Here is a 25,620-nt window from a genome sequence, read left to right on the forward strand (position 1 = left end):
GCCAAGGTTAACAGCCCGTGATCAGTAGAACGACCACAATGTTCATCGTTCAAATATGGATATACTCCGTCCATGGAAAGGGTCTGATCACTGGTCATTGGCTTGTCAGTATAGGCAATTGAGCGTTTAGTCGTGTTATTAGTAATCACTGGATTACCCGTACACTTAAGCGACCATTTCAACGGCATATCCATTTCTGGCATGATATCAATACCGCCGTTGTATACCCGAAACTGATTACTAGTAAATTGATACTGAACTTTGTCAGTATCAATCCCCATGGAAAACGCCCAGCTATCATGATCCAAGTTGCCATAATCAAGCGTTGATAGACGTGACTCAGAGTAACCTTTCCAGACATTCCAAGCCAAAGTGAAGTCAGCCACTGCAGCGCCAACCCGAGTCCACGTTAGGTCGCATTTATTCACACTGTACCAGCGACCAGGCTGTTTCTCGGTCCAGACATAATAAGCATCACGCTGATTGAGCAGTTGTTTCATCTCAAAAGCAATGTTTTGAAAGTCATAGTTGTCGTAAGCGTGTACCCGGTAGGTGATTGTCAGGGAAAACGGCGCAAATGTATTAGTTTGGTGCAAGATACCGTCCATTCCCTGCGGGGTAATGTCGGAAGTCGCATACTGCCCGCCTTGATCCTGTATTTCTTTCATCTTCAATGGCCATTTAGTGGTGATGTCTGTTACTTGACCACCGACGCTGACCTTCGTCCAATAATTTTCGCTCATATCAACACCCTCTTATCCCAAAGCATAGGCTTGGCGAAAGTATTCCTGTGCCTGGTGTTTATCTGTATTCTTACTGATCTTCTTACCATCCAAATCAACTTTAACAGTGTTGTTCTTACGGTTATTTGCTTCCAGTAACTTCTCAATCTTGCTTAAATCAACGCTGTTTTCACGTTGGTCAACAACAATTCTCGGTGTGGCAACATTGTGAGCAACGTTAGCGGTATCTCTGATACTCTGCTGCTTACTGGTCTTAACCACGTTGGAAGCTTTGGCAAACAACCCGTTTGGGGATTCTTTGATACGTGCTGCGATAGCCTGCAAAATCAGCGGCTCAGCTGTATCTTTCTTTGGATTGACTACAACCTCATCTTGACCTTTCTCACCAAAGATATTGAGCATTCCAGGTACGTTCCAGCCACCATTGGAATGTAATGCAGCAGCGACTCTCTGCGCACCGGCAACGTGACTAGCATTGAAACCGCCACGTTCCCATTCGCTTGAAAAGGCGTTGGCCAATGAAGCAACGGAACCATGGCCGGAAACGATGCGCCTAAAGATAGCTGAGTCGGAACCTTCACCTCGTAAAGCAAATTCCAATTGTGCTGATGGGTCTTTCCATGACTTGCCGTGACGTTTAGCGAAACGCTGCAGATTGCTGAACCTTCCGCTTAGCCATTGGCCTAAGCCGGAAGCACCGATACTATTTTGAATGCCTGGATTCAAACCAGATTCAAACGACCAGTTACCTAAAATAGCAGCAATCCCATTACGAGTTGCTGAAGGATATAGTTTCTTTAAAGCGGAAGCTAATGTTTTGGCACGGCTCATTGTTGAGCCACTTAAGCCGAAGCTACCAATACTCCCGCCATCATCAGAAAACAACGGCGCCAGATGCTTTTGAACCCACTTGAAGACGCCAGGACCAAGTTCGCTCTTGACCAGTTTTCCTAGTCCAGATGATACTTTTGGCCCTTTGTCCTTCTTCTTGCTATCGGAATCATTACCACTTGATTTTCCATGCATCTTAGTGATATCTAGCCATCCGTGAGTAGATGAACCACCATGATCCCACAATGAACCATGGGCCAATCCAACATGGACGTGAGGGCCTGTCCCTGATCCATTTAAGCGACCTAAAGTTGCAATACGTTGGCCTGTTTTGATGTGGTCACCAACTTTAACTTTAATGTTTCCTAAGCCACCAAATTCTTGATAGATTTCCTGATAGCCATCATCACTTTTAACAGTAATAACATCACCTAAATCTCGATAATCCCACACTGGTTTTCCTGTACGAGTTACAGTTCCACCATGCATGGCAAGAATAGGGCTACCTAATGGGCCAGCAAAGTCATTCCCGTCATGTGAACCGAACGAACGTGATGCACCAAAACCATTAGTTAGTGGCATACCTGGATTATGACGCCAGTTTCCACCGGCACTAGAACCATCACCGGACTGCATGGCACTGGTGATTTGGTTCCAAACCTCACCCCACCAAGTTTCACCCTGCTTTTTGGCCGGTTTGATCATGCTTCTACTCAAAGCATTCATACCAGCACCAGTCTGATTAGGAGTTTTAACCATTGAGTCAAAGGACTTACGCGGATTCTTAGCGAATCCTTGTGCAGCTGAAGCAATTGACTTCATGCCACCACTTAGCTTGTCGAATAGCTTTTCCATCTGCTTAGACATGTTAAAGCCACTCAAAAAGCCAGTCCCTGATGCATAATGGCTCATACCGCCTAGAAATGGTGCTGATTCACGGGCATTTAGCACTTCCGCACCAGCTGGCAGGATACCTGTCCAGTTGCGTTCAGATGGACTAAATGCACCACCATTTGGCAATGCTACAATTTCACGGTTACCGGTTTCGGGCGAATCGAAGCCATCATTGAGCATGGCAAACGTGGGCTGAGTGATTGGCCGGCGAACACCGCCACCAACCCCAGTACCAGTTGCATACTTGATCAATGAAATGGTTTCTGACTTACCACCGAATTTCGAAATCACCTTATCAACACCACTAATGGCGTCGTTGATAGTACCAATGATTTTCTTCATACCCTTATGAGTGGTTGAACGAATATCGCCTAAAACTGAGCCAGTAAAATCATTCAGCCCGTTCCAGAATGAATGCCATCCCTTACGAATATGCGATTCTCCACTTGACATGGTGTCATGAATATCATCTAAACGCTTCGAAATCTTATGACTAACTGATTTCAGGCTTGAATTGGCAGTGTTGTCTAAACTGTTCCAGGCTGACTTCCAGTTATGTTTGATTGTGGTAGTAAATCTACTGATAGCTTTTTGAGCTGAGTTTATGGCAGTACCAATACTTCTAATCGAAGAATTAAATTTATTAACAGACTTTAAATTCTTAGTAGCACTATTAACTTTTGACACCAATGATCTAATAGCTTTACCGATATCATATTTCTTTAAATCATGGTTAAGCGTTCTGATATGCTTATCAAGTGAACTAAATGGATCGTTCTTACCACTCAATGACTTCATGGATTTCTTCAGCGAATCAAAGGAACCGCTGATGGCCTTAATTGGTTTAGCGATATTCTTCCAAGTGCCAATATCCTTGCTTAAGGACTTCGTGACAGCTTTCATGTTCTGGGAGATCTTACTGTTCTTGATATCACCTGAGATATTCTTAATGTATTGACCAACCTTAGAATCTTTTAGCGTGCGTTGAAGTTTAGGCAAGTCATGGTTTAGCTCGGCAAAAGCATCGTTCTTGTTCATTGTCCTGCTGAACGAAGCCAGGGTCTTAAAAGCGTCGCCCATTTTTTTGATTGGCGACGCTAATTTATTCCAGCTTTTAATCGACTTATCCAGCCGATTATTCATGCTGTTCAATTCGTGTGTTGGGTCATTGTTCTTGATTGAGGACTTTAGCCCTCGTAATGCACCGGTATATGACTTAATTGCGCTGGTCATTGCTGTTACATTAGTTATATCCCGTTTTGAAACGTGAGTTGTAGCAACTTTGTCAATGGCGTCTCTAGTGGACTCCCTTTTAGCCGGTTGCTTTTTATCAGGCTCTTTCCTATGATTTGGTTCCTTTTCAGTCTTTCTATTGTGGGTAAATGAGTCCCATATATTACCGATATCTGAGCCAATACCTTTGTACCAGGTCTTAAAGTTTTTGCCTAAGCTTTTCAGAATACTGCTCCAGTTATGCTTAGACAATCCTTTGACAACATCCCAAGCATTCGCGGTACCTAGTTTTAGCGTCCGTCCAAACAGCTTAGCTGGTTCCATAACAACCTTCCGCCAGCCTTCAAGCATACGAATTGCAAAGCCAATCACATGATGATGTTTTTCAACACCCGCAATCCAGTTGTTTAGTCTGTGGGCACCTTCATGAAAATCAAAACCAATCTTGGCAATAAATCCATGCGGCTTATAGCCTTTCGACCATGAATTCCAGCCTTTAGCGAACTTTTTAGTTGCCTTGCCGACGGCACCACCAACAACCGAACCAATGGCACTGCCGATTGCTGCACCGGGTGGCCCAGCGATTGCAAAACCAATTCCGGCACCAATCAGGCCACCAGCACCTTTACCGATATTCTTATATCGCTTGTCAGACTTCTTACTGGTTAAACCTTTAAACAGATCAAAAGCTGAAATAGCAATGCCTATTCCGGCAAGCAGCTTGCCACCAATTCCCTTACCAAAACCGATTAGTTTTGAGCTGGATATCTTGCTAAAGAATCCTGACGATTTAGTAGCTGTTGCAGCTACTGCATCCGTACCCAAGTCAGCTTCTGCCGTTGTACCAACTGTCTTCACTGCAGCGCTTTTGCCATGTCCACCAAACACGCTAGTCACTGAATCAACTGCTTTAAATTCTAATAAAGCCTTTCTAGCTTTACTCATATAGAGAATAAAATCTAATATTTTCTTAGTAGCAAATAAACCACCTAGAGCAAGTGCAAATCCTTTAACTACCTGCTTATTATCTTTCATCCACAAGATAGTTTTGATTAAAGCATCTCCGAGTTTAGAAGCAGCATCACCAACCGCGTTGATAGCATCGGTCATGTCTTTTTTACCAATAGCATTAATCATATTTTGCATTTTGGTAACTACGGTAGCTTCCAGGTTACCCCAAGCACCTTCAAATGTCGTAGTACTCTTGGCAGCTTTCTTAGCACCATCATTCATCCCAAGTTGCATAATTGCCTTATTAAACTCATCTGAACTAATTTTCCCAGCTGCCATCGCATCCCGAAAGTTGCCAGTATAGGCACCATTCTTTTTCATGGCCTTTTGGAGTACACCCGAAGCTCCAGGAATTGCGTCAGCCAGCTGATTCCAGTTCTCAGTTGTTAGCTTACCTGCACCAGCAGTTTGAGTAAGCATCATAGCAACTGATTTGAATGTGTTAGCATTCCCACCAGCTTGAGCATTCAGGTTACCTGCCGCTTCAGTCAACTTCATATAACCCTTAACACCATTGGCAGCCAATTGAGCAGTCGTATTCGATACATCGCCTAATTCGTAGACAGTTTGATTTGCATATTTCTGAACTTCCTTAGTATCTGATGCAATTTCAGCTTTGGGTATCTTGGCTAGTTTCATTGTTGATCTGAATTTAAAAATTGCATCGGAGGCCGCTGCTGCATCGCCAACCAATCCTGAAAGAAATCCAGCGATTTGTTGCACTCCATTGGCAGCAACACCACCAATAAATGTCCCACCTATGACTGTTTTAAGGTGAGTGAACTTGCCTTCAACTTGTGATGCTTTCTCTTTCAGATCTGTTAAACCAGCACTAGCTGTGCCTTTATCGAGGCGCACTTTAGTAACAATCGAACGAGGCATCTTTTTTAATTCCTGTTCAAAATTAATCGTCTGTCCCTTTTGTACCTTGGTTAGCAACTCAACCTGCTGGCGAGCAGGGAGCTTTCTGAGCAATTCATCAAAATTGCGAATGCCTTGTTCTTTGGCTTCAGTAGTCAGCTTTGTGCGCACATCTTTGGGCATTTCGTTGAGCATCCGCTTATAGTCGTTTGCTTGCGCTTTGGCTTGCGAATCCTCTAACTTAACCTGTTGGTGCACATCATTTGAAAAAGTCTGCTTAACTTTTTCGTGCGTGGACTTTGCCTGCTGGTTTACCTTATCAGCGTTCGCCTTGAAAGACCGGTCTAATTGTTCACCGGCACCTTTACCGAAATCTTTAGCTAACCGATTATCAGCTCGGATATCGTCACGATACTTGCCGTCATTGAGGAGTAAATCTATTTTAATCGTGCCATCTGCTGCCATGAATTACCCCTCCTTTGCTTTCTCTGCCAACATGCTGAAGATATCCCCAGCCTGCTGGTCAAGCGCTTCTGCCGACTTGTATTCGTCTAAGGCGTAGTAGCTCTGAGCTTCGGTCAGCTGAACCAGATCTTCGCCTTCTAAGCCTGTGGTTGAACGTTGTCGAATCTCAATGATTCGTGACAGAATTGCTTTGGTACTTAGTCCATCAAGCAAAGCCTTGAACTTTTCCCAGCGCAATTTTCCCTGCATATCAATCAGATCCATGCCGTAATCGTAGATGAATGACGCATAGATAGCTTCAGCATCTTGCACGTATGAGAAATAATGCTCCGGCTGGGTCTGATTACCAGCCATATCTCGCTGTGGTTGATTGCCGTCACTGCCGGGGTTGTTCCCATAAGGCGTCTGCTGAATATATGCTGCGATTCGCTGAACAGTGTCCACAATAGCTTCCGTGCTAAATTCCTCGGCTGACCCGATGAACATATTGAAAGCCTCAACGACTTTCTCAGAATCAGTCAGCTGGTCATCTTCAATCATTTCGTAGTAGCGAATAACATTGTCAAAGCTGAGATTGATTTCCCATTGGTCATCGCCAATTGTGACGCCTTCCATCAATGGTTCAGTTAAACTCAGCATAAAGAAGCCCCCTAACCTTCGTTAGCGGGTTTATTTTGCTTGCCCTTGTTAGATGCCCGGCGTGCTTTCCGGTTGCCGTACTTGGACATGGTACGGTTCTGTTCTTCCTTGTGAAAACGGTCATCCAGTTCATTGAATTGCTGGAATAAAAGCATAACGGCCTGTGAATCACCGCTTTTGGCTTCATAGATCTGTTTGCCAGTGCCCTCACCAAAGGTCTCATCAAAGAAACCGGATAATGCACTGCGTAATTTAGCATAGATATTAGAGATCGTCTTTTCCTGTTCATTCAGAGGCAGATCATCGAGCTTCTTAGCCTTTTCGTCATCTAACAATGGCTTCTGAATCTCTTCAATTTGCAATTGGACATTGCTGATACGCCGATGAAAGTCATCATTGAATACCAGCGTCTTAGTTTCTGAACCTAATTGGCATTGAATCGAATTCTGTGGCTTGCCAAATAAATCAATTGTTTGTGGTGTCTCCATCAGTTAAGCCCCCTATTTACTTGTTCCCGTGCCAGTACCTGAACCATCTGCTGGGGTTCCTGAACCTGAACCAGAGCCTGACCCCGCGTCAGTTGGTGTTGTTGCAGGAGCTGAACCGGTGCCAGTACCTGTATTAGCTGGATTAGTAACCGATTGAGTATCTTGATTTCCGTCATCATCAATCACACCAGCAGTACCATCATATGAATCCAAATTGAACTGGATATCTTGGCCGTTAGCATCTTCCATGAATGGCTTGCCGTTAAATGACATGGTGAAGCTGAAGGTTTGCTTAACGTTGGCAGCACCACCTGTTGGAACAATAGCAGTCAGCGTGACGTTAGAATAGATGGTTTGGCCTTGTGGGTTGACCCATTTAGCCAAAGTCTTCAAGTTGGCACCAATTGACAGGAAGTGATTAGAAACAAATTCTTGCGCAGGATCACCAATAACTCGGTTACCGGAAAAGGCTAACGTGATTGCTTTACCAGTGACATCAGTATCAGTGAAGCCGTCACCGTCATAGTACGGGGTGTTATCGGTGGTATCTGATGAAGCTGGTGTAACGGTGTTAATACCTGCAGCTAATGGTGCCCATTTTGCTTTGGTAACGTCGTCACCTTTAGGATCAGGGTTTTGCCCTCGATTAGTGTCGATATAGTATTTGTTGAGGTAGTTCATATCAAATAATGACATTATTTTTTCTCCTTTTATTTGTTAATTCGTATAGATATAGACTGAAAAATCTAGCATGTAGGTCGTATAGCCCTGCGTATCCTGCTCACTGACAGACGGCTGGCCATTTATCTCAAGTGATTCAAACGTATAACTGCCATTGGCGCTTTCAACGCTGGTTGTGAGGTCTAACGCCTGCGAAACGATCCAGAGTACGGTATTAGCCGTTTCCTGGTTCTTCGTGCGATAACCGACTTCATAATTCATTTGCCAGTGCTGGGTACCACTGTAGTCCTGTTTGAGCAACCGACTGCCTGGTAGTGGATATAAGTCAAACGCTTCACCCGCTGTGAGATAACCTAATTTGCATTTCATTGGCAGCCCATCAATAGTGTTGATTGTCTTTAACAGCTGAACCATTAAATCATTCGATTGACTCATTTAAAACCGCCATCCTCAAAAGCTTTAAGCCATTTAGACATAAATAGTGATTTTGCCCTAAGGTCCCATCGCCTATTAGTCCCTGGAGTAGTGTAAATATGGGCACGGTAGCCATGGATAAACCCATAAAATTGAGCACGCGCGTATGGCTCGGTATAAGTGATTTCATCATTGTCGTCATTCAGATGAACTTCACCACGTAGATGTCCCGAAAGTTTCGGAACGAACTGATCCATATCGCTCATTGCTTGATCCATCAAAGCGTATTGAGCCTTTTTTATATCAAAGGGACCATTAGTCTGCTCCATTTTTCCAATATTCACTGACACATTAATTGGCATTTAAAGCACCTCCAACTCGTATGAATACAGTTCGTTACTGAATGGCTCACGGTTATCAACAATCTGTGTCAGCGTGTATTTTTGCCCTTCAAACGTGATTACAGAACCAACATTGTTCTTGGCTATCGTTGGCAAGGGATCCGAAATCCCGGCATACAAAAAGACAACTGCATTAGCCACGATTGTCCGGTCGTTGTTGCTACCGGAATAAATGGTCTGCGGTTGTACAACGCAATTGTTAATGGTGATCGGGGCTACCTTAATCGGATTGCCCCAATCATCCGTTTGAGCGGTGTCAGATTGGTCAACTGGCTCATAGGTGATGGTTTGATTGCACATGTTACGCGGTGGTTTTGGCATCATCGGTAATGCACCGCCCTTGCCATTAGCCCAACCGACTGCAGCATTTCGGCTACAACGTTAGACAAGCCCGTTTTTCCAAACGTCGCTGGTGCTGAATCAGCTGCATCACGCTGGACAGTCGTGCGACCAATCTCTACTTCAGTCAGATTGCTTTGAGCGTCAATGCCAACTGGTGTACTGGCGCCCACTTCTTGACTAAAGTCGCATTGCATCGCAATTGCCCGTCTAAAAGTCTGAGCACGTCCTCGAACGGAGGGCATAGCTGAGTTCAAATCAGCCTGCAGATCATGCCAACCAAAGTCAGGATTATAAAAATTATCGGTAGTCATATTGATCAACGTCTCAGCATCGATTTCAATATTTTTAAAAGCGGCTTGCGTAGTAATCGAAGCAAAGCCCAAATCTGTGTAATCCTGATATGTTAGCAACGTCATTTAATCACCTCTAAGCTGTTGGATCAGTAACAGTTACGGCTGTGGTATCAGTCTTGCCATCAAGGGTGGCTGTAATCGTTGCTGTCCCAGCCTTAACTGCCTTAACCAAACCAGTTGCATCAACTGTTGCTACAGTTTCATCACTAGAACTGAAAGTTGCGGTCTTATCAGTAGCATTATCCGGTGCCACTGTGACACTCAACTGCTTAGAGTCGCCAGTCTTCATAGCGGCTGTCTTTTGACTCATGGTGATACCAGTAACTGCAACGTTTGCCGGTGTAGTCTGAGTTTCTTGAGCACCCCCGTTACCAGCGGGGGCTACTGTTTTGACGCTGCATTGATGACCAATACTTTAGAATCATCATTGATAGATACGCCATAGTGTTCATCAGCATTGAGCTTGGTGAGCTTATGGTCAATATCACGGGCAGTTTCAGCAGTCACTGCACGCTTCATCAAGAGCTTGATAGCGCCTGGCTTAACCGCTAAGGCTTGGCCAGTCTTGATTTTACGTGAGCGAACGATCTGCCAGCCCAGCAACTCTCCAAAAGTACCGCTGATCAGGATTGAATCACCTAAATCACTGGCACGAGTCCAGTCATCAGCTGCGGCTTTACGCAATTTAGAAACATCATCCGGATTCATGAAGATAGTCCCGGTGATTGGTGATGAGTCTTCAAAGTTCAGTGGGTTGTCATCATCATTGAAGGCCGTTTCGATGGCGTCAATGACATCTAATGATGTTGGGTCAGCCGTGACCGTCAATGGTGCAGTTAATGCAGTTGCTAAAACATCGTTATCCACTTTAGAAGCGATTGAGATAGCGATTTGACGTGCGGCTTCCGTCTTAGGGTCACCGTATGCGGATAACATGGCTTCATCAGTCAGTTGAACCCCAATACCAGCTTTCTTAATGGTTGCAGTCGTTGTACCAGTGGTGAGTTGTTTGTATTGAATAGCGCCGCCTTCAGCAACGTCTTGTGCGTCACCGATATATTGATAGCGTGGCACGGTGATTGTGTCACCTGGTTGGCCTACTAATGTGCTATCAACGGTAGCAATCGGTGTGAACCGAATTGCCTTGGGTAACTGTGCTGCAATCATTGCGGCCATCACTTGAGGAATTACTTGTGTGTCCTTAGTGGTTGTTGTACTTAAATCTGGATCTGCCATAACAGATACCTCCTAATTTTATTGGTTTGCCTGTTGCAAGTTAGCAACGACTTCGTCATAGCTCATGCTGGCGATATCCGGCTTGCCGTTATTGCTACCGGTGCCAGGGTTGCCGCCTTGAGTTACTTTGATAGTGCTTTGATTTGTGCCGTTACTGCCATCATCTGGATCGTCTGGATTAGCACTCGTGTCAAACAAGTAATCATGATCGCCCTTGAGGTTCTCCAGTTGTTCAGTTAAACCGGTTAATTTGCCGTTTTCATCAAGTTTGACAGTGTCTTGGTCAATGAATGGCAGAACCGCTTTAGCATCACGTGCATTGGCGTCTCTTAGAGCAAGGTTGATTGCATTGTCCTTTTGCGTTTGAGCTAATTCAGCTTCAAACTTGGTCTTTGACTCTTTGTTTTCCTTTTGAAGTTGGCTAATTTGGTCTTTCAGTTCGTCATTGTCGCCTGCTGACTTCTTCAGCGCAGTTAATTGCTTTTCGTGTTCAGTCAATTGACTGTTAGCGGAATCACGTTCCTGTTCAGCACTCGTTAGTTGAGACTTTAAAGGACTAATATCAGCATTGTTTAGTTTCATCACCCCTTCAACTTGTTCGTCGTTCAAACCTAAATCAGTTAATTCACTACGTTTCATGTCTATCTCTCCTAACGTTCTTTTATTACGCGGTTACGACCCGCGCGAATAGACGGCATTAAAAATAAGCAGTTTAACGACATACTCAGGTCAAAATAAAAGGATGGCTAATTATTAGTCATCCAATTGCTTAATGTTTTTAATTTCATGTTCATCAATGATAATTTCTTTGCCTTTTAAGCGTCCCGATTCAGGAATAATTACAATTGATTCCTCTTCCGGATCATTATCGCCGGCAACCGTATAGTCGACCACTGGCCCTGTAAGGACCTCTCCATCAGTATAGGTGACCGCAACTCGGTGTTTAAAATACTGCACAATTGCCATAAAATCACTCCTTTTTAGCATATGGTACAACGTGTGTTCGTTGTTTTGAATGGTGAATTGTAAACCCAGTGATTGGAAGCCCTGTCCCATCTAGTGTGATTACTTTACCTGGTAATTTAACACCGGTAACCAGTTCTCGATTACTAAAGCCGTTTTTTTGCTCTATCAACTTACCTTTACCAGTATACTTATCAACTAGCTTCTGCGCATCAACCGAATCATCAAAATAGCTCTTACCTTTACCATGTGTCGATTTCATATGTGGCGCTTGCTTATCTGCATTGACTTTAGTGCCCCACGCACCTGATTTTATTTGTGCTAACGTGTGTCGTTGATCCAGTCTTAACTTAGCTTTATTATACTGTTTTTGAGGTCCTAAAACTACTTTTTCACGGCTGTAATCTCGAGCTAGGAAATCATGGTTCTTGACTAACTCGCGCACGCTCTTTTGCTGGTTCGCTAGCTGACTTTTATAATGCTGCACACCCTGTTCGTCGCCTAATTCCTGGGCAGCTGCCAATTGCTTCTTAGTCGCCCTAATAGCCCGTTCACGGCTCCGCTGTTTCTGTACCACTTTGCCTTTAGCAATTGCTTCGTCAGGGTCATATTGAGGCTGGTTGTTTGTGTTGACACCATCAATAAATGGGATCAGCTCATGTCCACAATTAATGCCTTGAGTCCCGGCAGGCTTTCCGTATCCATGATTATAAATACTGTCGTACTTATCGTTGTAATACTGATTGCCAGGAGGAACTACATTTACAACTTGCCCTTGTATATAGGCACAGGCTGGACGTGAAGCAGGATGAGAAGTCATCACCGCTAAATGCGTACCATAGTCTTGCATCCGTTTCAGGCGTAGGTTATTAAACGTCTGATGGGCAGTCGTTTGAATGACCATGCGTGAATAGCCTTCCAGTGACCAGTGATGGCCGCCTTTGTCAGTTAATGGCGACGACAAGCCGGCACCGATCCATTTATAGACCGTATCAGCAAAAGCTCGTTCATGCGTTTTAAGCCCTGTTACTGTTTCCAGTGTCGTCTGCTTGATAATTCCTTGATACGCTCTCAAAGCAGCATTATTTTGCGTATTTCTGGTCAATAATGACTCATTGACGCTATTATCCAAGTCCTTCCACGTCTGATTCATCATGGAGTTGATGGTATTGCGGATATCGGGTGAAACTGCCACCTTTTTGTGAAGCTTGTGCTTCAAATCGTCGTCAACTTCATCCACGATCTGAATCCCATTTTCTTTAATCAGGTGTTCCAGCGATTTCTTGCTGGTCTTAGTGAATTTAGCAGCCATTGAAACGACTGACTCAGTGAGCACGCCCATTTTAGATAGCTGTTCCAGTTGCCAGGCTAATGCGTTGTTCTTGTCGACCTTGGAATAGCGGGTATGCTTCAGCGTATCAATCAGCTTGGCATAGATATCCTGCTCCAGCTTGGTATAGATACCAATTGAGGCGTCGGCATCATGCTGCATGCTGTCCTGCGTAATCATCATTCACCATCTCCACCGGTTTCATCTTCAAACTGCTGTCCTTCAGGGGTCGTTTCAGGTGCTTCATCTTGAATCTTTGCCAGCTCTTGCTGAACTTCTTCGTCTGACATGCCGTAATTGCGTTGCAAGAATGTCTGCTTGGATAATGCGCCAGCAAGCAACGTCTTGGTGTCTTCATCTAGCTGCTTGTCCTTATCAACGAAGATACCGTCATCAAAGTGGCACTCAACCTCTAATGGCTTGTTGACTAAGTCATAGGTGTAAAGCGGTTGACCATTGCTGAATAACTGACCTTGGCCAGCCAGTTCGAGGATAGCTTCACATAAGCCATCAATCGCTTTTTCGACCATTGTCAGATAGCTTGAACGGGTCTGATAGGTCATGCTGTTGTCACTGGCAACTTCAGTAGCGGTCTTCAACCCGGAATCTGCATAACTGAACGTACCAGTCGACAAACCGATCTGCGTTTCCAGTTCTTCGATCCAGTGGTTCATAGCATCCGTATATTGTTGCGTACGAATATCACTGGTTAAATCAGTCACGCCCTGCGTCATATCATCAGTTAGCAGCGGCGCATACACGTTCTGCTCACTGTCAAACATCGGCGGGTGGGCATCATCAGTCTTTAACATGGTCCGAGGAACTGCAATCCGCCGATTGCCCAACCGGATCTCCCAAATAAACTGGTCATGCGTGGTATTGATGTTGTCCAAGATATGCTTAGCGTTATCAACAATGCCTAAGCCTAGTGGACTGTCTAACGTGACGTTGTTAGCGCCAGGCGTTTTAAAGTAGACGAACAACGGTCGAACAAAGTTAGTAATCAAGACTTGGTTAGCCAGGTCTTCATAATTCTCTAAACTGTTCAGCGGAACTTGCATACCAACTTGGGTTGGGTCCTCACTGCGGTACAACTCATTAGTGATGATGTAATCCAGTCCCTGCCATTGATGGAACTCTAGCAACGTGTAGTAAACATTGTTGTGATTCTCGGTAACCGTGGTCTTGCTAGCAATAGCAGCCTCGGAAATATTGTTGGTGTTGCTATGCAGTGGATAGAACTGGTCAGCCCTGACCCAAGCAATCTTAATCTTGTCATTGTCGACATATGGCCGCATGGCAAAACCGCCCATGGCAATACCGCGTTCCAGCTGTTCTTCAAACTGGTTCTTGAAGTCGTTGTCTAACAGCACTTGATTAATAAAGTCGTTTGTTTGCTGGTCGTTTTTGATACTGATTTCAGCCTTCTCATTAAAGATGATTGAGGCCAGCCGGCGTGCAGCGGTCTTCGTCATGTTGATGGTATTGCGTGGCCGGCGTTTGTACTGACCGTATGAGTTCATGTACTTCACGTAGGCCAACTTATCTGAATAATAATCAATATCGCGATCAATGCGTTCATATTCTTTTGGATCAATACTGATCCGTGCGTCATCCGTAATCTTGCTTAATGAATTAACCATGCCAACTGCTGCACCTCCTTTGCGAAACCAGTTTTTAATTGTGTTGATCAATCCCAATCGCTCTCACCTACCATTTCAGTCCAAGGTCAACCAGATTATCCAAAACGAAATATTGGAATGCGTCACACGTATGATCATCAACTTTAACGACTTTCGGCTTATCGGTTTCGACCGTCTTTTCGTCCCATTGATACTTTTGATGTTCGGTTATGAATATCTGATTGGCCTCATTGTCGAGATAATAAAAACGCCCAGTCGCCAAAAGGTTCTGAACGTTGTCTATCATCACGGTTTTATCTACTTTATGAACGTGGTGCCAGTGTTCGTTGTAGCGTTTGAAGTACTCGTGGTCAATCGCATAATCGGAAGTCGCTTCATCAGCGGACTTCTTCCAAGCTTGCTTTCCCCATTGTGCTTCACGTGACGTTTCAAAGTCATGCAGTTCAACTGCTAAGTCACTAGGCGCCTTCTTAACGGCCTGATGTGCTGGGCTGTAATAGTACGTATCCAGCAATATCACGCGTCCTTTAGCAGTTAAACCAATACATATCTCAGTAGTGGCACTGACTTGCTGGCCACTATCTTGTGAAAAATACAGCTCTTTAATGCTGTCATCATCGGGAAAACTGACCAGCGGGTGAAATAAATCCATGTTATAGATGTTGGTACCTAATCCAATGACTTTACCTAAATACAGCCACTCGTAGTAGTTGTAGTCATTGCGCTTGTACGACTCAATCAGCTTTAACTGTTGATCGGTTGTGATGCCTAGTTCATCATCTAAGTAAGTTGAGGTATCAATGAAGTAAGCTGGATCACTGGAACACTGTTCAATCCACTTATTGATCCACTCATAAGGATTTCTAGGCGGGTTATAGCTGTAAAAAACTTTAACCTCGTCAATCCAGGGCGATTTCTGCCGAATGAACGTAGGTACCGTTTGGTCAAATACCTCAGCGCTCTTGAAGTTAGCTGCTTCTTCAAACCACAGAGCAATAACGTTTTGAATGGTGTTTGATTTTAATTTCTCGGGTTTGTCACCGCCATAAAAGTAAAATGAACTGCCAGTCCGCTTGTGGTTGATCCGCATCGGCGAGACTGAGTAAGTAAACTCTTTGGTCATGTTGAGCATATCAATCGCCCAGCAGATTTGACCATAGACTGAATCACGTAGGTTAACGGTGTTTTCACGAACACAAACGATATTAGCTTTGTGAGCGAGCTGTATTTGACGCTTCATCATGGTGACCAACTTTAAACTGATCGTGGATGACTTGAAACTACCACGACCGCCTTTAGCGATAACGTAAGGACATTTAGTAACCCACATGAGTTTAAAGTGCGGATTGACGAGTTCGGAGGTCTTGATGATCAGTTTCGATTTTTCTTTAACTGCCATCATCAACATCTCCTAAATCATCTACGATAATCGTGCTCTCAGTACCATCTTGTATGTCTTTAATATCTTTGACTCTGGCTTCAGCGATATCAGCTTCAGCACGAACTTTACGTATCTGCTGTTCAACGAATTTGTCATTGCCAGGATAGCGTTTAAGCAGTTCTTTGCCTGCCGTGATACGTGTCTTAATGTCTGGCGGTCTTTCCACTGATTCAGCACCTAGTGGACCGCCAACTACAATGGTTTCTTTTACCTCACCTCGTAGCACTGATGTTAGATACTGCAGCACTTCTTTAGCATCGGCAACTTTGCTATTTTCAATCTGCTGCATGCGTTGATCAATATACGATTTAATAACAGGTTTTAACAGGTTTTCAGCACCAATCTGTTGTGCCGAACGTTTAGCATAACCCGCGTCAATAGCGGATTGCTTAGCGTTGCCCGTTTCGATGTAGTTATCAGCGAACTTCCGCTGTTTAACTGTCAGTTTCATTACATATCACCACACCTCCTGATTTAAATATTAGGGTATTATTTATTAATTAATTCTGGGTTATCCTGTAGTACTTGATCTAGCATATTGCCTAGTGGATTAACAATACTTTCGTCATTGCAATGTTCATCTTCACCGGCTTCATGCAACATAGCGTGTACTAGTTCATGCATTAAAGTTTGACGCTTCTTTTGTTCAGATAGCCCTTTACGGATAAAGATTTTGGAAACCTCATAGTCTGTAAATCCCCACACGGTATGTCCCTCATCTTCTGGGTGTTTCTTTTCAATAACAGAATAAATAATTCCGCTGACTTTAACCTGCTTGGGTAACTTCATATTTGCATCTCCATTTTTAAAGGGGTCGAAATCGACCGGTTTAGAATTATATGTATTAAAAAAGCCGAGCGACTAACTCGGCTAAACGTGAATTCTAATCTGCCCGCCCTGAGAGGAGCGTTCACCTCCGTAAATTAACGGGCAAAGACACTCGCTGGAATTGAACCAGCTAAGCTCCGCTATTAGCTGAGTGCCATAATACGTCATGCTTGTGCATTTCGATAACTAACTGATTAGCATGACGTGCGCTAGAACAATTAAAAGGTATAACTCACAAGCATTGATTGTTGAAACTTCCTCTTTTAAATTGCATCCAGCTTTTAAAATACCGGTGAAGTCTCTTAACTTGTGCCGGTAATGAGCAAAGCAGGAATCGAACCTGGATTGCCCTGTTGAATTAAGTGTTGTTGTGTTGTCGAAGAGAAAATACGTCACCTAACGGGGGTCAAACTTCATAATCCAACGGTATCACTATAACCCTATTTAACAGCGTTTTCCGGCAGATTGTCGGCAGATGTTCGGAAGATTATCGGCGAACTTTTTTGACTCGTACTGATGATATTGGGCAAACAATAGCAAACGTCCATAAGGCCTTGTTTTGGTAGTCATTGTACGTCCGCTCTGCAAGGTAGCCTAAGCCATACTTCTCAGCCAACCGTTCGCATACCTTCTTTACCCGCCATCCGTTGATAAAGCGATATTCCAGCAGGTCGGCCAGTAAGGCATTATCATCATCAATTGAACCTAAGAGATGAATCGTGTTAAGCCGTACACTGCACTCAAATTGTGCGTTTGCCTTGCCAACAATGGTATTTTCCTGGGTATTCCCGTGGCTTGGCGCACTTGGCATATCACTGATCACGGGCGATTGAAGTGACAGGCTGAACCTAGCTGCTTCAATTTTCCAATCATGATACTCCATTAAAAACTTCTTTGCGTTCTGGACGGTTGCATCTCGATCCAGCATTCCAAATATCCTGTCTGACAACTTCTCCACCCCTTGATTGTATGATTTCCATATCCTAGAATTAGTTATCCAAACTAATAACTTAGCCATCCTCCAAGGGGTGGCTTTTTGTTTGCTGTTAAACCCTTGTATCAGTCTTTTTTTGTACTCGGCCACCATGAACTGCAATGATTGGCTTTTCCACTTTGGCACCAAAGTCAGCGCCTGCATTGATACCGCGCTTTTTCATTCGGTATCGGTCACGTTTGTCATTTTTATGGTGGCGTGCGTGTCAGCCAACGTATGACCCGTCCCAGGGATCAATTTCTTGTCCCCATTTCAGCTTGCGGACTAGCCGCCAACGATTATTTGCCATTATCAGCCAACCTTTCGTATTCGTAACGTGCATAATTGAATTCTCGTTTGTATTCCTTGACTTTAATAATCACGTGAGGTTGATCTGCATAATACTTGCGAGCGTCAACGTGCTGAATCAGGTTGTCATCCTCCCAAATAATGCCTGTGAGCGCATCCAAGATAGATTTCACGTAATTATCCACGTCCGGTTTAGTCATTGGCACAGATACTTTATTTTCCCGTCTTCGCCGTTCAACTTTACTAATATTCTTTTGATTGGCCCGGTATGCTTCAATGTAGACCTCCAACGGTTTCCCAGTAATTGGTGCTTCATGGTATTGACTGCGTGCTGCCCACCCTAGCAGTTCTTTAAACTTGCGAGATTTACCGGGATCGTAGGCATGACCTTTCCGTGTAAAACGTGGTCGTCCAGCAGGCACTGGCTCGCCATCATAGCGAATTACTATCATGACTGTGTACCTCCAACTTGGGTAATTCTTCAAAGCTTCTTTCCCAGCCTTCTGCCTGAGCCATCTGCTTAATTTCGTCCCATGTATAGTATTCAAAATTGTGGTTCTCAATATTTTTCCTGACATGCCATGCATTTCGTGCTGGTAGATCTACCCAAAATCCTTCATACGTAAGCAATACGCAGATATCACCTTGTGAGTAATCACCATCATAGTGGGGCGTGTACATTAAAATGGATTTATCCTTGCCTGAATGAAATGGGTGGTTAAAATCAATATTTAAGGTCATTTGTCTTCCTCCACAGGAACAGGTATGAACACATCGAGATTGTCTGGATCATAATCTGGTAAAAATGGACGCCATTCTGGATAATCTTCAAGAAAACCTTTGTAACTTTTTGGGGTGAATTCTTTGCCAAGTTCATCTGCAATAGGTTCCAACTTTTTCCCCGTTTCGTTTGCATAACCAGCTTCTAATAAATCCAAATAGTAATATTTCATGTCTTTGTAATAGCTCGGACGGATTGCCACTCTGAATTTCGGTTCATCCTCACGCTCGTTAATTGGCGTAAAGGCATAATCAACTGCTAACTTAACAGCCTTTGCGTAATTGTCATCTGCACCCGATAGATTATCACCATTAGTTTCTATATCACTTACTGTTTCACTGCCAACATACACAAACCAGTCCCAATAATCTCCACTACCAAAAACAAATATCCCGTTTGCCTTTTTAACTTTGGCTTTGAATCCTAGTTCTCTAATCTTCTTGATAAATTCACTCGTTTTCATTCTTTCACTCCTTTAAACCATTTCAATTGGTGGCACTGGTATTTCTGCATGCTGCGGTTTCCATAGATGCAAGCAGTGTTCATGGATATTTACGTAGTTGTCTTTTGCCGGGTGTAACTGCATAACCACTTCATCTGGGTCAAAGAAAATATCCTTGATTCGACACATCACATCCCAGTTGGGCGTACGGGTTGGGTTGCTGATTGACACATGATCCCAACCACCGCCAAAACTGGCGATAATACGATACTTTCTGGCCTCGTATTGATATTCAAACATGCCACCATCATCACCGATCATTAAAGGTTTTAGCAAAGGTGCTTCCTGTATTTCAGTAAGAGTTTTCATTCTCTCACCTTAATTTCTCCGGTAACAAATTCACCATCAAGATAGGCGAGTTTGTCATTGTCAGCAACCATTTCATCTGAATCATATTGCTTCGCTTTAAACACATCCGTGGTTACCTCAAACCCCAAATAATTCTGATCACTGGTGTAGATTCCTTTAAGATACTTACCATTTCTGAATTTAAATATTGTAAATGTCATGCTTTCACCCCTGTTTTTTAATCCTACTCAAGCGTCTATTTGCGTATGATCCACAACAACCTCAAGTAGCTTGCCAAGATGCCAAGGCAAAACCCAATGAAGATCATCAGCGCATTATACATTTGACCGCTCCTCTCGAGCCTTGCGGACTTCCCAGCCCTTTAAGTGCTGCTGGTCAATCATGGCCTGTTCTAGTTGCCATCTCTTGCAGCCGATTATCTGGCACGCCCAGCCTTCGTTAACAGCCTTGTGCCAGTCGTGATTCCACTTGCTCCAACCAATGATGGTCACTTTCATCGAACATGCCTCCATTCCTGCCCATTTTTAACCAGTAACGCGTGCACACTGCTATTCTCATGGATATGATGTCCATGGTTGCTTAAAACGGGATCAGAATCGAACATCTTGGTGATCTCATCCAATGTGTATTTACGGGTGTCAATCCGGTTAAATAGATCCTTAATAGCCGTGTGATACGCCTTAGTACGGGCATACTTCATCCAGTGTTCATTGCCGGCTTTTTCCTGATGTGCAAAATACCAGTCACGATACTGGTAAAACTTCTCACATTCGCTTTCTGGCACATACATAAAGCTTACTTTGCCGTCATGGGCGTACTTGTCTTCCAGTTGGCGGACCTTAGTGACAAATGGGGACATGACTAATCGCTCCTCTCGATTTCTTTAATCAATACTGCAGACTTAGTGACCACTGCTTCGTCAAATAATTCCTCGATGGACTTCACTGTTTCCACGTATTCATCGATACTCGTGATCTGAATATCACCGTTCTGCACGATGTATTTCTTAATTCCTGCCAGCGCATAACGAAGGCTGGGATAATAGCCTACCAGCGTTTGGTCGATCACTTCATTACCGTTAGCATCGTACGTCATCATTGGCTGTCCATCTGCCAACTTCATTTTGCGGACCTGATAGCCATATTTGTTGCTGGTGATGTGATACTGTCTAATTTTGATATCGATCAATTGAATTCCTCCTTGTGCATTTCTGCTGGGGCTTAGCACAATTAACTTTTCTGACGCAGTGCTTTCAGCTTGTTAAGTGCAGCCTCGGTTTCTGCCTTAGTTTTTGCCTGTTCATCGTCTGAAAGTTCTTTTTTGGGTGCCTGATAGTCTGGCTTAGCCCAGTCTGGCAAGGTCTCTTTGACATTCTTACGACCATTACCTGAATAGCCTCCCTTGGCAGTGCTCAGACGTTGCTCATGCTCTGCATTAGCCTGCTTGGCCTGTTCCAGGGTCTTGACCTGTCGCTTTTGCCAGCCATCAACTACGACACCGATGTACTTATCGGCGGCACGGGCAGACACATTATTCTTGCCAGCTATCTCAATGGCATAATGGATCAGTTCAGGCGACATTGCCGTGATCCATTCGTCCAAGTCTTGCTGAGCAATCGCATTGGGAAATCCCCAAAGTTTTTGCCAAAGGTCGAAGACATTCGCACGCGCGTCTTCTTCTATATTCTTTTCTTTACTTTCCTTTACTTTACTTTGTGTATTAATGTCGTCATTAACCTCACTTGAGCCGGAGTTAATGTCGACATTAACTAAATACTTCGTTGGTTTAGGTGTTTTCCGTCTTTTTATGGCATCAAAATAGGTTTCTTGGATTCGAAGGCTTGTTAATACCTTAGCCGAATTGAACAGTTCCTCATCAAAGGTTCCATAAGCAATCAAGCGGTCAACAATTTGATTAGCCATCTCAGCGCTTGAACCTTGCACCCGATTGACTAACTGCATCTGCTCCAACTTATCCCACACCAGGTAGTAACCTTTTCGGTAAACCGCACTGAGCAGGTAAATCATCAGCAAGACACCTTTCGAACCAAATTCACCCATAATAGCTTCTGTCTTAGGATTGACAGCAAAGTCCACATCTAAAGGGAAATAATCTAAACCGTCCTTAACTGGACGTGCCACTCAATCACTTCCTATTCCTACCCACCCACCGCAATCACCTATTTAATCAAAAGGTAGTTTGTCAGTTGAAACATCAGCGTTCTTGCTGTCGGCAAATGGGTCTTTGGTATCGCCTTTACCGTGATTCATAGCACTATTTAACGCTTGTAAATCATTGTTGAGTTTGTCACCAACTGCCACCGCTGTTTCGGCCGGCAGGTTGGCCCATTCATCACTGGTACCTTTCCAGCCTTTAATTGCATCTTGCAAAGCATCAGTAGCAGGCTTCTGCTTATCAACGCCTTCCAGTTGAGCAATCTTAGATGAATACATTGCAATCAGATTGATTTGGGCTTGTGTAGCGATCCTTGACTGGCTTGATTCAGCTGGTTCATTAGGTTTGCTCGCCTTGTCGGTATTTTTGCCGCCTGGTTGCTGATCCGTTTTGGAATTAAGTACCATCTTGGTCGCCTGCTTCATAGCATCATCACGGGCATTTTTTGAGAGCCATTCAACGTATCCACGATCTGACTTGACCAATTCACCCAATGTCTTACCCTGTCCTTTATACTTCCCAAAGTTTACTTTCATGCTGCTGGCGTCGCTGTTGTTCATGGTCTCGGTAGCTTCCTGTTTCTGCCAATCCTGCATATCCTCAATGTCTTGTGTGAAGACGTTGGATAAACTAGCAATGGTTAAGGTTGCGTCCACCTGAGCACGCTTTTTAGCCATCTTGAGCACGGTATTGACCAGCATAAAGGCGTCCTGATTCTTGTAGCGTTTCTCTTTGGTGTTGGCTGAGCCAAGTCCTTCAGTAATCTTCTGACCATTCTTCAATAGCGTGCATTTCACGGTGTAGGTGAAGAATCCCTTTTCGTAATCTTCAACGGACTTGATCACGTCATACTCACTAGTAACGCCCATGAGCATTTGAATCTTTTCGGCACCTGGTTTAAGCAGTGTCGGTTTACCACCAGTGCCAGGAATGACGCCGTAGTCCTGACCGTCATTTAAGTTCTGTTCAACCATTGACTGAAAGTTCGAGATGGCTTTCAGCTGACTGGCCATGGTGTTGACATCTTCATTCATGATCAGTGACAATCCACTGTTTGCTGAAGATTCTGGGGTCAAGTCTTTGCGGTTTGCAATTGCTTCACTCATTTAAATCACCCTCCAATTTTGCTGGATAATACGTGGTCTTTTCCTGTTCAACGACTTTCATGCCTGGAATCAGTTCCCCGTTAGCATCGAACGCCTTATCGCCGTGTACCTTGATGGTCTTCTTAAACTTGCCCCACTCGAATTTTTCAATTGGTTGAATAAACTCACGGTGGTTCGCCTTAACGAATTTAACTAGTTCATCGTTGTCGTACTGATAGTCTTTAGGATGACGGGTAATGGTCTTTCCTGCTGGCAGATCAATTTTTTGATTAGGCTGTTTCAGACGGTATCCCTCAAGCTGGGTAGCAAAGTCATCCCAGTCATCATTGAGCTTCTTGGTTTTACGCTCATACCATTGGTCGTTCTGCTGATCTAACAGTTTCTTTTGCTCGTTGACCTTGTCCAATTTTGCGGAAATCTCAGCCATCTTGCGTAAAGCCCAGTTAGCCTTGCTGTCGTCATCAATGACAAACCGTTCTTTTTGTTCTGCTTCTTTTACGTTATCCATTGTTTGAAACCTCCTAGTTTTCTTCCCAGTAATCGTCTATCTCACCATGTGAATTAAGCTGGCCGTGACGAATGTCATCAACGGAGAAGAACTCACCATCAACTTCAATTACTTCGTCACCCTGATAAAGTGGATTACCATAATGATCAAGTGCCACAATTCCAGGATCTTCTTCTGGATTACTCATGCTCATGACCTCCCAACGATTGAAGAAGATTCCCGTTTGAGGTAGAATTGAACTGTTGAATATTTACTAGAGCTAGTAACTCTGGTTCGAACTCTAACTGGCGGGTTGGAGTTCTTTTTTTGTGCACTTTTTTAGTGCTGTAAATCATTGGTGAATTAAGTTTTAATTGCATATTATTGCTTTCTCCTTATCTGATTCCTAAATAGAGTGTTCAAGAATCGATGTTGTGGGATAATTATTTAAAAAAAGGATTGATAAAATGGATTCTATTACTTGGATTACATTGGGATGCTCTGTTGTTTCAGCTTTAGGAGTAATTGCAAGCTTGATAATTAGCTACATAAGCTCTATTGGTCATATCAGAATTACCAATTTTGATATCAGCAAAATCATCAATCATGAATCCATGCATTTTTGGATCGAAAATATTGGCCCAAAAACCGTGTTATTAACGTCTGTGGAATTTAGATATCACGGCAAGTTGGTGAAACCAGGTCCAGCTCCTGTCTATCAACAGTTTTCAAGTCCAACTAAGCTTGATGAGGGAGCCAAACTTTTATTTGGTTATTCGCTGCCACTGGGACAAGATATCGATTCCATCACGATAATCGCCACAAGCAAAATCAACGGCATACACCATAAGAAATCATTTCCACAAATTTCTAATCTGGATAAATAACAATCCCACTACTCCCAATGCAGTGATAATGTTCAAAATCATGATGGCAATGTAAATTGTCATATGGACGTTACCTCCTTACTTGGTTCCGAAAAAGTCCTCTGGGTCTTTGATAGCTTCATGAATCATCCATCCAATACCGCCGGCAATTGCTAGTGTGAAGATTGCAATTGCACCATCGACCAGGCATTTGCCATAGAAGATGTAATCATTTGCATTCATCTGAATCACCTCCTGTTAAGCACCCATTCATCAACCTCGTTTAAATCAAACTGGCGTCTGATACTACTCGGATTTTCTTTATAAGTTGGATAAACGGGCAATGGATTTTCAGGCTTACGAATTGCAGTTGATACCCAGCTTTTAGAAACGTGCAGATATTGAGCAACCTCAGTAGCATTACGCCATTCGTGTTTTACAGTTTTTCTTTTACGCCGAACAGGTTTCATTTTTACCGGATAATCGGTCAAGATTTGCATTTAAGTCACCGCCTTTCCATCATGAGACGCTGTGATTTACTCAAGTTATCTTTTGACATGTAGTGTTCAGTAACGTAGTACTCCATACGGTGCTTAAACACTGTCATCAAGGTTTCGTCACGCAACTTACATAAAGCAACTAACCGTCCCATGCGCATGATCACGTTGTCGAGTTCTTCGTCAATAAAATGATCTATGCCGGCCTCCTCATCTTTATCAATTCGGTTGTCAGCAATCAGCTTACGAATTGAATCTTTTACATATACATCGTGCGATTGCTGATTTTCAAAATCGGTAAACGCATCCAGACTCAAAGCATCCTTTTCAAACCGGTCGCCATCAAAAGTCTTTAAAATGTCGAACCATTCCGAGGCAATTGCATTGCTGGTATCGTAATCGTTAAGTGATTTAGCAATATCAATCGTCACGTTCGTTGGAACATGACCTTTATTGAAATAATTACTCACCGCTGACTTGGAGAAATGGTTAACAACCCCGATCTCCTTTTGACTTTTATTGGTTCTTTTCAATCCATCTTTCAAAATCTTTGATATATCCATTCGTATCGCCTACTATCCTAATTTCAAATTTGGAAAACCCCTGATACAGTTCAAAGCGAACATGCCTATGATTAAGACATAGATATCGCTTGTTCCTTTAGGCTTTGCTCGGCTAACCCATCTGCAACGTTAACCATAAGGTCTAAATTTTCTTCGTTGCGGTCAGCAAGTCGTCGAATAAAATCAATGCTGTGATGACTACTCTCAGCAACGTATTGAATCTTTTCCTCTCGCGTCATTTGGCTCACCTCCTTT

Annotated in this window: 36 protein-coding genes; 1 reads left to right on the top strand and 35 read right to left on the bottom strand. The window is 43.6% G+C overall.

What is annotated here, in order from left to right; all coding sequences use genetic code 11:
* From CES81_RS10735 to CES81_RS13555, 31 genes are all read right to left on the bottom strand, one after another.
* A partial coding sequence (locus tag CES81_RS10735) for a phage tail domain-containing protein (RefSeq protein ID WP_089121749.1) occupies window positions 1-743 on the bottom strand: 743 nt, incomplete at its 3' end.
* A gap of 12 nt (window positions 744-755) precedes the next feature.
* On the bottom strand, window positions 756-6,038 hold the full coding sequence (locus CES81_RS10740; RefSeq protein ID WP_089121750.1) for a phage tail tip lysozyme: 5,283 nt from the start codon (window positions 6,036-6,038) through the stop codon (window positions 756-758).
* Between the two features lie 3 nt (window positions 6,039-6,041).
* Entirely contained in the window at window positions 6,042-6,677 is a 636-nt protein-coding gene (locus CES81_RS10745; protein WP_089121751.1) for a Gp15 family bacteriophage protein, read from the bottom strand.
* An 11-nt stretch (window positions 6,678-6,688) separates the two neighbouring features.
* Window positions 6,689-7,165, bottom strand: a complete 477-nt coding sequence (locus CES81_RS10750) for a DUF6673 family protein (protein WP_089121752.1) — start codon at window positions 7,163-7,165, stop codon at window positions 6,689-6,691.
* 12 nt (window positions 7,166-7,177) lie between these two features.
* Window positions 7,178-7,861 (bottom strand): phage tail tube protein, encoded by a 684-nt coding sequence (locus CES81_RS10755; protein ID WP_439951294.1) that lies wholly within the window; start codon window positions 7,859-7,861, stop codon window positions 7,178-7,180.
* 21 nt (window positions 7,862-7,882) lie between these two features.
* Window positions 7,883-8,281, bottom strand: coding sequence for a phage tail terminator protein (locus CES81_RS10760; RefSeq protein ID WP_089121753.1), 399 nt, complete (start codon window positions 8,279-8,281; stop codon window positions 7,883-7,885).
* Window positions 8,278-8,622, bottom strand: a complete 345-nt coding sequence (locus CES81_RS10765; protein WP_089121754.1) for a minor capsid protein — start codon at window positions 8,620-8,622, stop codon at window positions 8,278-8,280. The genes CES81_RS10760 and CES81_RS10765 overlap by 4 nt, the downstream gene beginning before the upstream one ends.
* Complete coding sequence (locus CES81_RS10770; RefSeq protein ID WP_089121755.1) at window positions 8,623-8,985, bottom strand: putative minor capsid protein; 363 nt, start codon at window positions 8,983-8,985, stop codon at window positions 8,623-8,625.
* A complete protein-coding gene (locus CES81_RS10775; protein ID WP_089121756.1) occupies window positions 8,982-9,419 on the bottom strand; it encodes a hypothetical protein in 438 nt (145 codons plus the stop codon). Before CES81_RS10775 ends, CES81_RS10770 begins: the two co-directional genes overlap by 4 nt.
* A 10-nt stretch (window positions 9,420-9,429) precedes the next feature.
* Complete coding sequence (locus tag CES81_RS10780; RefSeq protein WP_089121757.1) at window positions 9,430-9,666, bottom strand: Ig-like domain-containing protein; 237 nt, start codon at window positions 9,664-9,666, stop codon at window positions 9,430-9,432.
* Window positions 9,667-9,737: 71 nt separating this feature from the next.
* On the bottom strand, window positions 9,738-10,592 hold the full coding sequence (locus tag CES81_RS10785; RefSeq protein ID WP_089121758.1) for a N4-gp56 family major capsid protein: 855 nt from the start codon (window positions 10,590-10,592) through the stop codon (window positions 9,738-9,740).
* 18 nt (window positions 10,593-10,610) lie between these two features.
* Complete coding sequence (locus CES81_RS10790) at window positions 10,611-11,231, bottom strand: phage scaffolding protein (protein ID WP_089121759.1); 621 nt, start codon at window positions 11,229-11,231, stop codon at window positions 10,611-10,613.
* A gap of 114 nt (window positions 11,232-11,345) precedes the next feature.
* Window positions 11,346-11,558 (bottom strand): hypothetical protein, encoded by a 213-nt coding sequence (locus tag CES81_RS10795; RefSeq protein ID WP_089121760.1) that lies wholly within the window; start codon window positions 11,556-11,558, stop codon window positions 11,346-11,348.
* Window positions 11,559-11,562: 4 nt separating this feature from the next.
* The gene (locus tag CES81_RS10800; protein WP_089121761.1) at window positions 11,563-13,068 is read right to left on the bottom strand and encodes a phage minor capsid protein; all 1,506 of its coding nucleotides are present in this window, start codon (window positions 13,066-13,068) and stop codon (window positions 11,563-11,565) included.
* Window positions 13,065-14,528, bottom strand: a complete 1,464-nt coding sequence (locus CES81_RS10805; RefSeq protein WP_089121762.1) for a phage portal protein — start codon at window positions 14,526-14,528, stop codon at window positions 13,065-13,067. The genes CES81_RS10800 and CES81_RS10805 overlap by 4 nt, the downstream gene beginning before the upstream one ends.
* 67 nt (window positions 14,529-14,595) lie before the next feature.
* Window positions 14,596-15,927, bottom strand: coding sequence for a PBSX family phage terminase large subunit (locus CES81_RS10810; RefSeq protein ID WP_089121763.1), 1,332 nt, complete (start codon window positions 15,925-15,927; stop codon window positions 14,596-14,598).
* On the bottom strand, window positions 15,917-16,420 hold the full coding sequence (locus CES81_RS10815) for a terminase small subunit (RefSeq protein ID WP_089121764.1): 504 nt from the start codon (window positions 16,418-16,420) through the stop codon (window positions 15,917-15,919). The genes CES81_RS10810 and CES81_RS10815 overlap by 11 nt, the downstream gene beginning before the upstream one ends.
* A gap of 38 nt (window positions 16,421-16,458) precedes the next feature.
* Window positions 16,459-16,758 carry an ImmA/IrrE family metallo-endopeptidase gene (locus CES81_RS10820; protein WP_089121765.1) on the bottom strand — a complete coding sequence of 100 codons (300 nt, stop codon included), beginning with the start codon at window positions 16,756-16,758 and terminating at the stop codon, window positions 16,459-16,461.
* Between the two features lie 526 nt (window positions 16,759-17,284).
* Window positions 17,285-17,725, bottom strand: a complete 441-nt coding sequence (locus CES81_RS10825) for an ArpU family phage packaging/lysis transcriptional regulator (protein WP_145993343.1) — start codon at window positions 17,723-17,725, stop codon at window positions 17,285-17,287.
* A gap of 344 nt (window positions 17,726-18,069) precedes the next feature.
* Complete coding sequence (locus tag CES81_RS10830) at window positions 18,070-18,531, bottom strand: RusA family crossover junction endodeoxyribonuclease (RefSeq protein ID WP_089121767.1); 462 nt, start codon at window positions 18,529-18,531, stop codon at window positions 18,070-18,072.
* Window positions 18,512-18,820 (bottom strand): hypothetical protein, encoded by a 309-nt coding sequence (locus CES81_RS10835; protein WP_089121768.1) that lies wholly within the window; start codon window positions 18,818-18,820, stop codon window positions 18,512-18,514. The genes CES81_RS10830 and CES81_RS10835 overlap by 20 nt, the downstream gene beginning before the upstream one ends.
* Entirely contained in the window at window positions 18,817-19,323 is a 507-nt protein-coding gene (locus tag CES81_RS10840; protein ID WP_089121769.1) for a hypothetical protein, read from the bottom strand. Before CES81_RS10840 ends, CES81_RS10835 begins: the two co-directional genes overlap by 4 nt.
* 12 nt (window positions 19,324-19,335) lie before the next feature.
* Window positions 19,336-19,671, bottom strand: a complete 336-nt coding sequence (locus CES81_RS10845; RefSeq protein WP_089121770.1) for a DUF7694 domain-containing protein — start codon at window positions 19,669-19,671, stop codon at window positions 19,336-19,338.
* The gene (locus CES81_RS10850) at window positions 19,668-19,871 is read right to left on the bottom strand and encodes a hypothetical protein (protein ID WP_089121771.1); all 204 of its coding nucleotides are present in this window, start codon (window positions 19,869-19,871) and stop codon (window positions 19,668-19,670) included. The genes CES81_RS10845 and CES81_RS10850 overlap by 4 nt, the downstream gene beginning before the upstream one ends.
* Window positions 19,872-19,985: 114 nt before the next feature.
* Window positions 19,986-20,168, bottom strand: coding sequence for a hypothetical protein (locus CES81_RS10855; protein WP_089121772.1), 183 nt, complete (start codon window positions 20,166-20,168; stop codon window positions 19,986-19,988).
* Window positions 20,165-20,530, bottom strand: coding sequence for a DsbA family protein (locus CES81_RS10860; protein ID WP_089121773.1), 366 nt, complete (start codon window positions 20,528-20,530; stop codon window positions 20,165-20,167). The genes CES81_RS10855 and CES81_RS10860 overlap by 4 nt, the downstream gene beginning before the upstream one ends.
* Window positions 20,531-20,532: 2 nt before the next feature.
* Window positions 20,533-20,859, bottom strand: a complete 327-nt coding sequence (locus CES81_RS10865; protein WP_089121774.1) for a hypothetical protein — start codon at window positions 20,857-20,859, stop codon at window positions 20,533-20,535.
* A gap of 41 nt (window positions 20,860-20,900) precedes the next feature.
* Window positions 20,901-21,812, bottom strand: coding sequence for a Lin1244/Lin1753 domain-containing protein (locus CES81_RS10870; RefSeq protein WP_089121775.1), 912 nt, complete (start codon window positions 21,810-21,812; stop codon window positions 20,901-20,903).
* A gap of 42 nt (window positions 21,813-21,854) precedes the next feature.
* Window positions 21,855-22,952 carry a hypothetical protein gene (locus CES81_RS10875; protein ID WP_180949790.1) on the bottom strand — a complete coding sequence of 366 codons (1,098 nt, stop codon included), beginning with the start codon at window positions 22,950-22,952 and terminating at the stop codon, window positions 21,855-21,857.
* A complete protein-coding gene (locus CES81_RS10880) occupies window positions 22,945-23,460 on the bottom strand; it encodes a host-nuclease inhibitor Gam family protein (protein ID WP_089121776.1) in 516 nt (171 codons plus the stop codon). The genes CES81_RS10875 and CES81_RS10880 overlap by 8 nt, the downstream gene beginning before the upstream one ends.
* A 13-nt stretch (window positions 23,461-23,473) precedes the next feature.
* A complete protein-coding gene (locus CES81_RS13555; protein WP_180949791.1) occupies window positions 23,474-23,647 on the bottom strand; it encodes a hypothetical protein in 174 nt (57 codons plus the stop codon).
* Between the two features lie 259 nt (window positions 23,648-23,906).
* Between CES81_RS13555 and CES81_RS10890 the strand changes: the two genes are divergently transcribed.
* Window positions 23,907-24,326 (top strand): hypothetical protein, encoded by a 420-nt coding sequence (locus CES81_RS10890; protein WP_145993344.1) that lies wholly within the window; start codon window positions 23,907-23,909, stop codon window positions 24,324-24,326.
* 78 nt (window positions 24,327-24,404) lie between these two features.
* Here CES81_RS10890 and CES81_RS13560 read toward each other — a convergent pair whose 3' ends face one another.
* From CES81_RS13560 to CES81_RS13565, 4 genes are all read right to left on the bottom strand, one after another.
* A complete protein-coding gene (locus tag CES81_RS13560; protein ID WP_180949792.1) occupies window positions 24,405-24,548 on the bottom strand; it encodes a hypothetical protein in 144 nt (47 codons plus the stop codon).
* A gap of 5 nt (window positions 24,549-24,553) precedes the next feature.
* Entirely contained in the window at window positions 24,554-24,805 is a 252-nt protein-coding gene (locus tag CES81_RS10895; RefSeq protein ID WP_089121779.1) for a hypothetical protein, read from the bottom strand.
* Between the two features lie 5 nt (window positions 24,806-24,810).
* The gene (locus CES81_RS10900; protein ID WP_089121780.1) at window positions 24,811-25,365 is read right to left on the bottom strand and encodes a hypothetical protein; all 555 of its coding nucleotides are present in this window, start codon (window positions 25,363-25,365) and stop codon (window positions 24,811-24,813) included.
* 71 nt (window positions 25,366-25,436) lie between these two features.
* Window positions 25,437-25,604 (bottom strand): hypothetical protein, encoded by a 168-nt coding sequence (locus CES81_RS13565; protein WP_180949793.1) that lies wholly within the window; start codon window positions 25,602-25,604, stop codon window positions 25,437-25,439.
* Window positions 25,605-25,620: the final 16 nt, after the last annotated feature.

The sequence above is a fragment of the Secundilactobacillus pentosiphilus genome (genome assembly GCF_002217985.1).
Taxonomy (GTDB): Bacteria; Bacillota; Bacilli; order Lactobacillales; family Lactobacillaceae; genus Secundilactobacillus; species Secundilactobacillus pentosiphilus.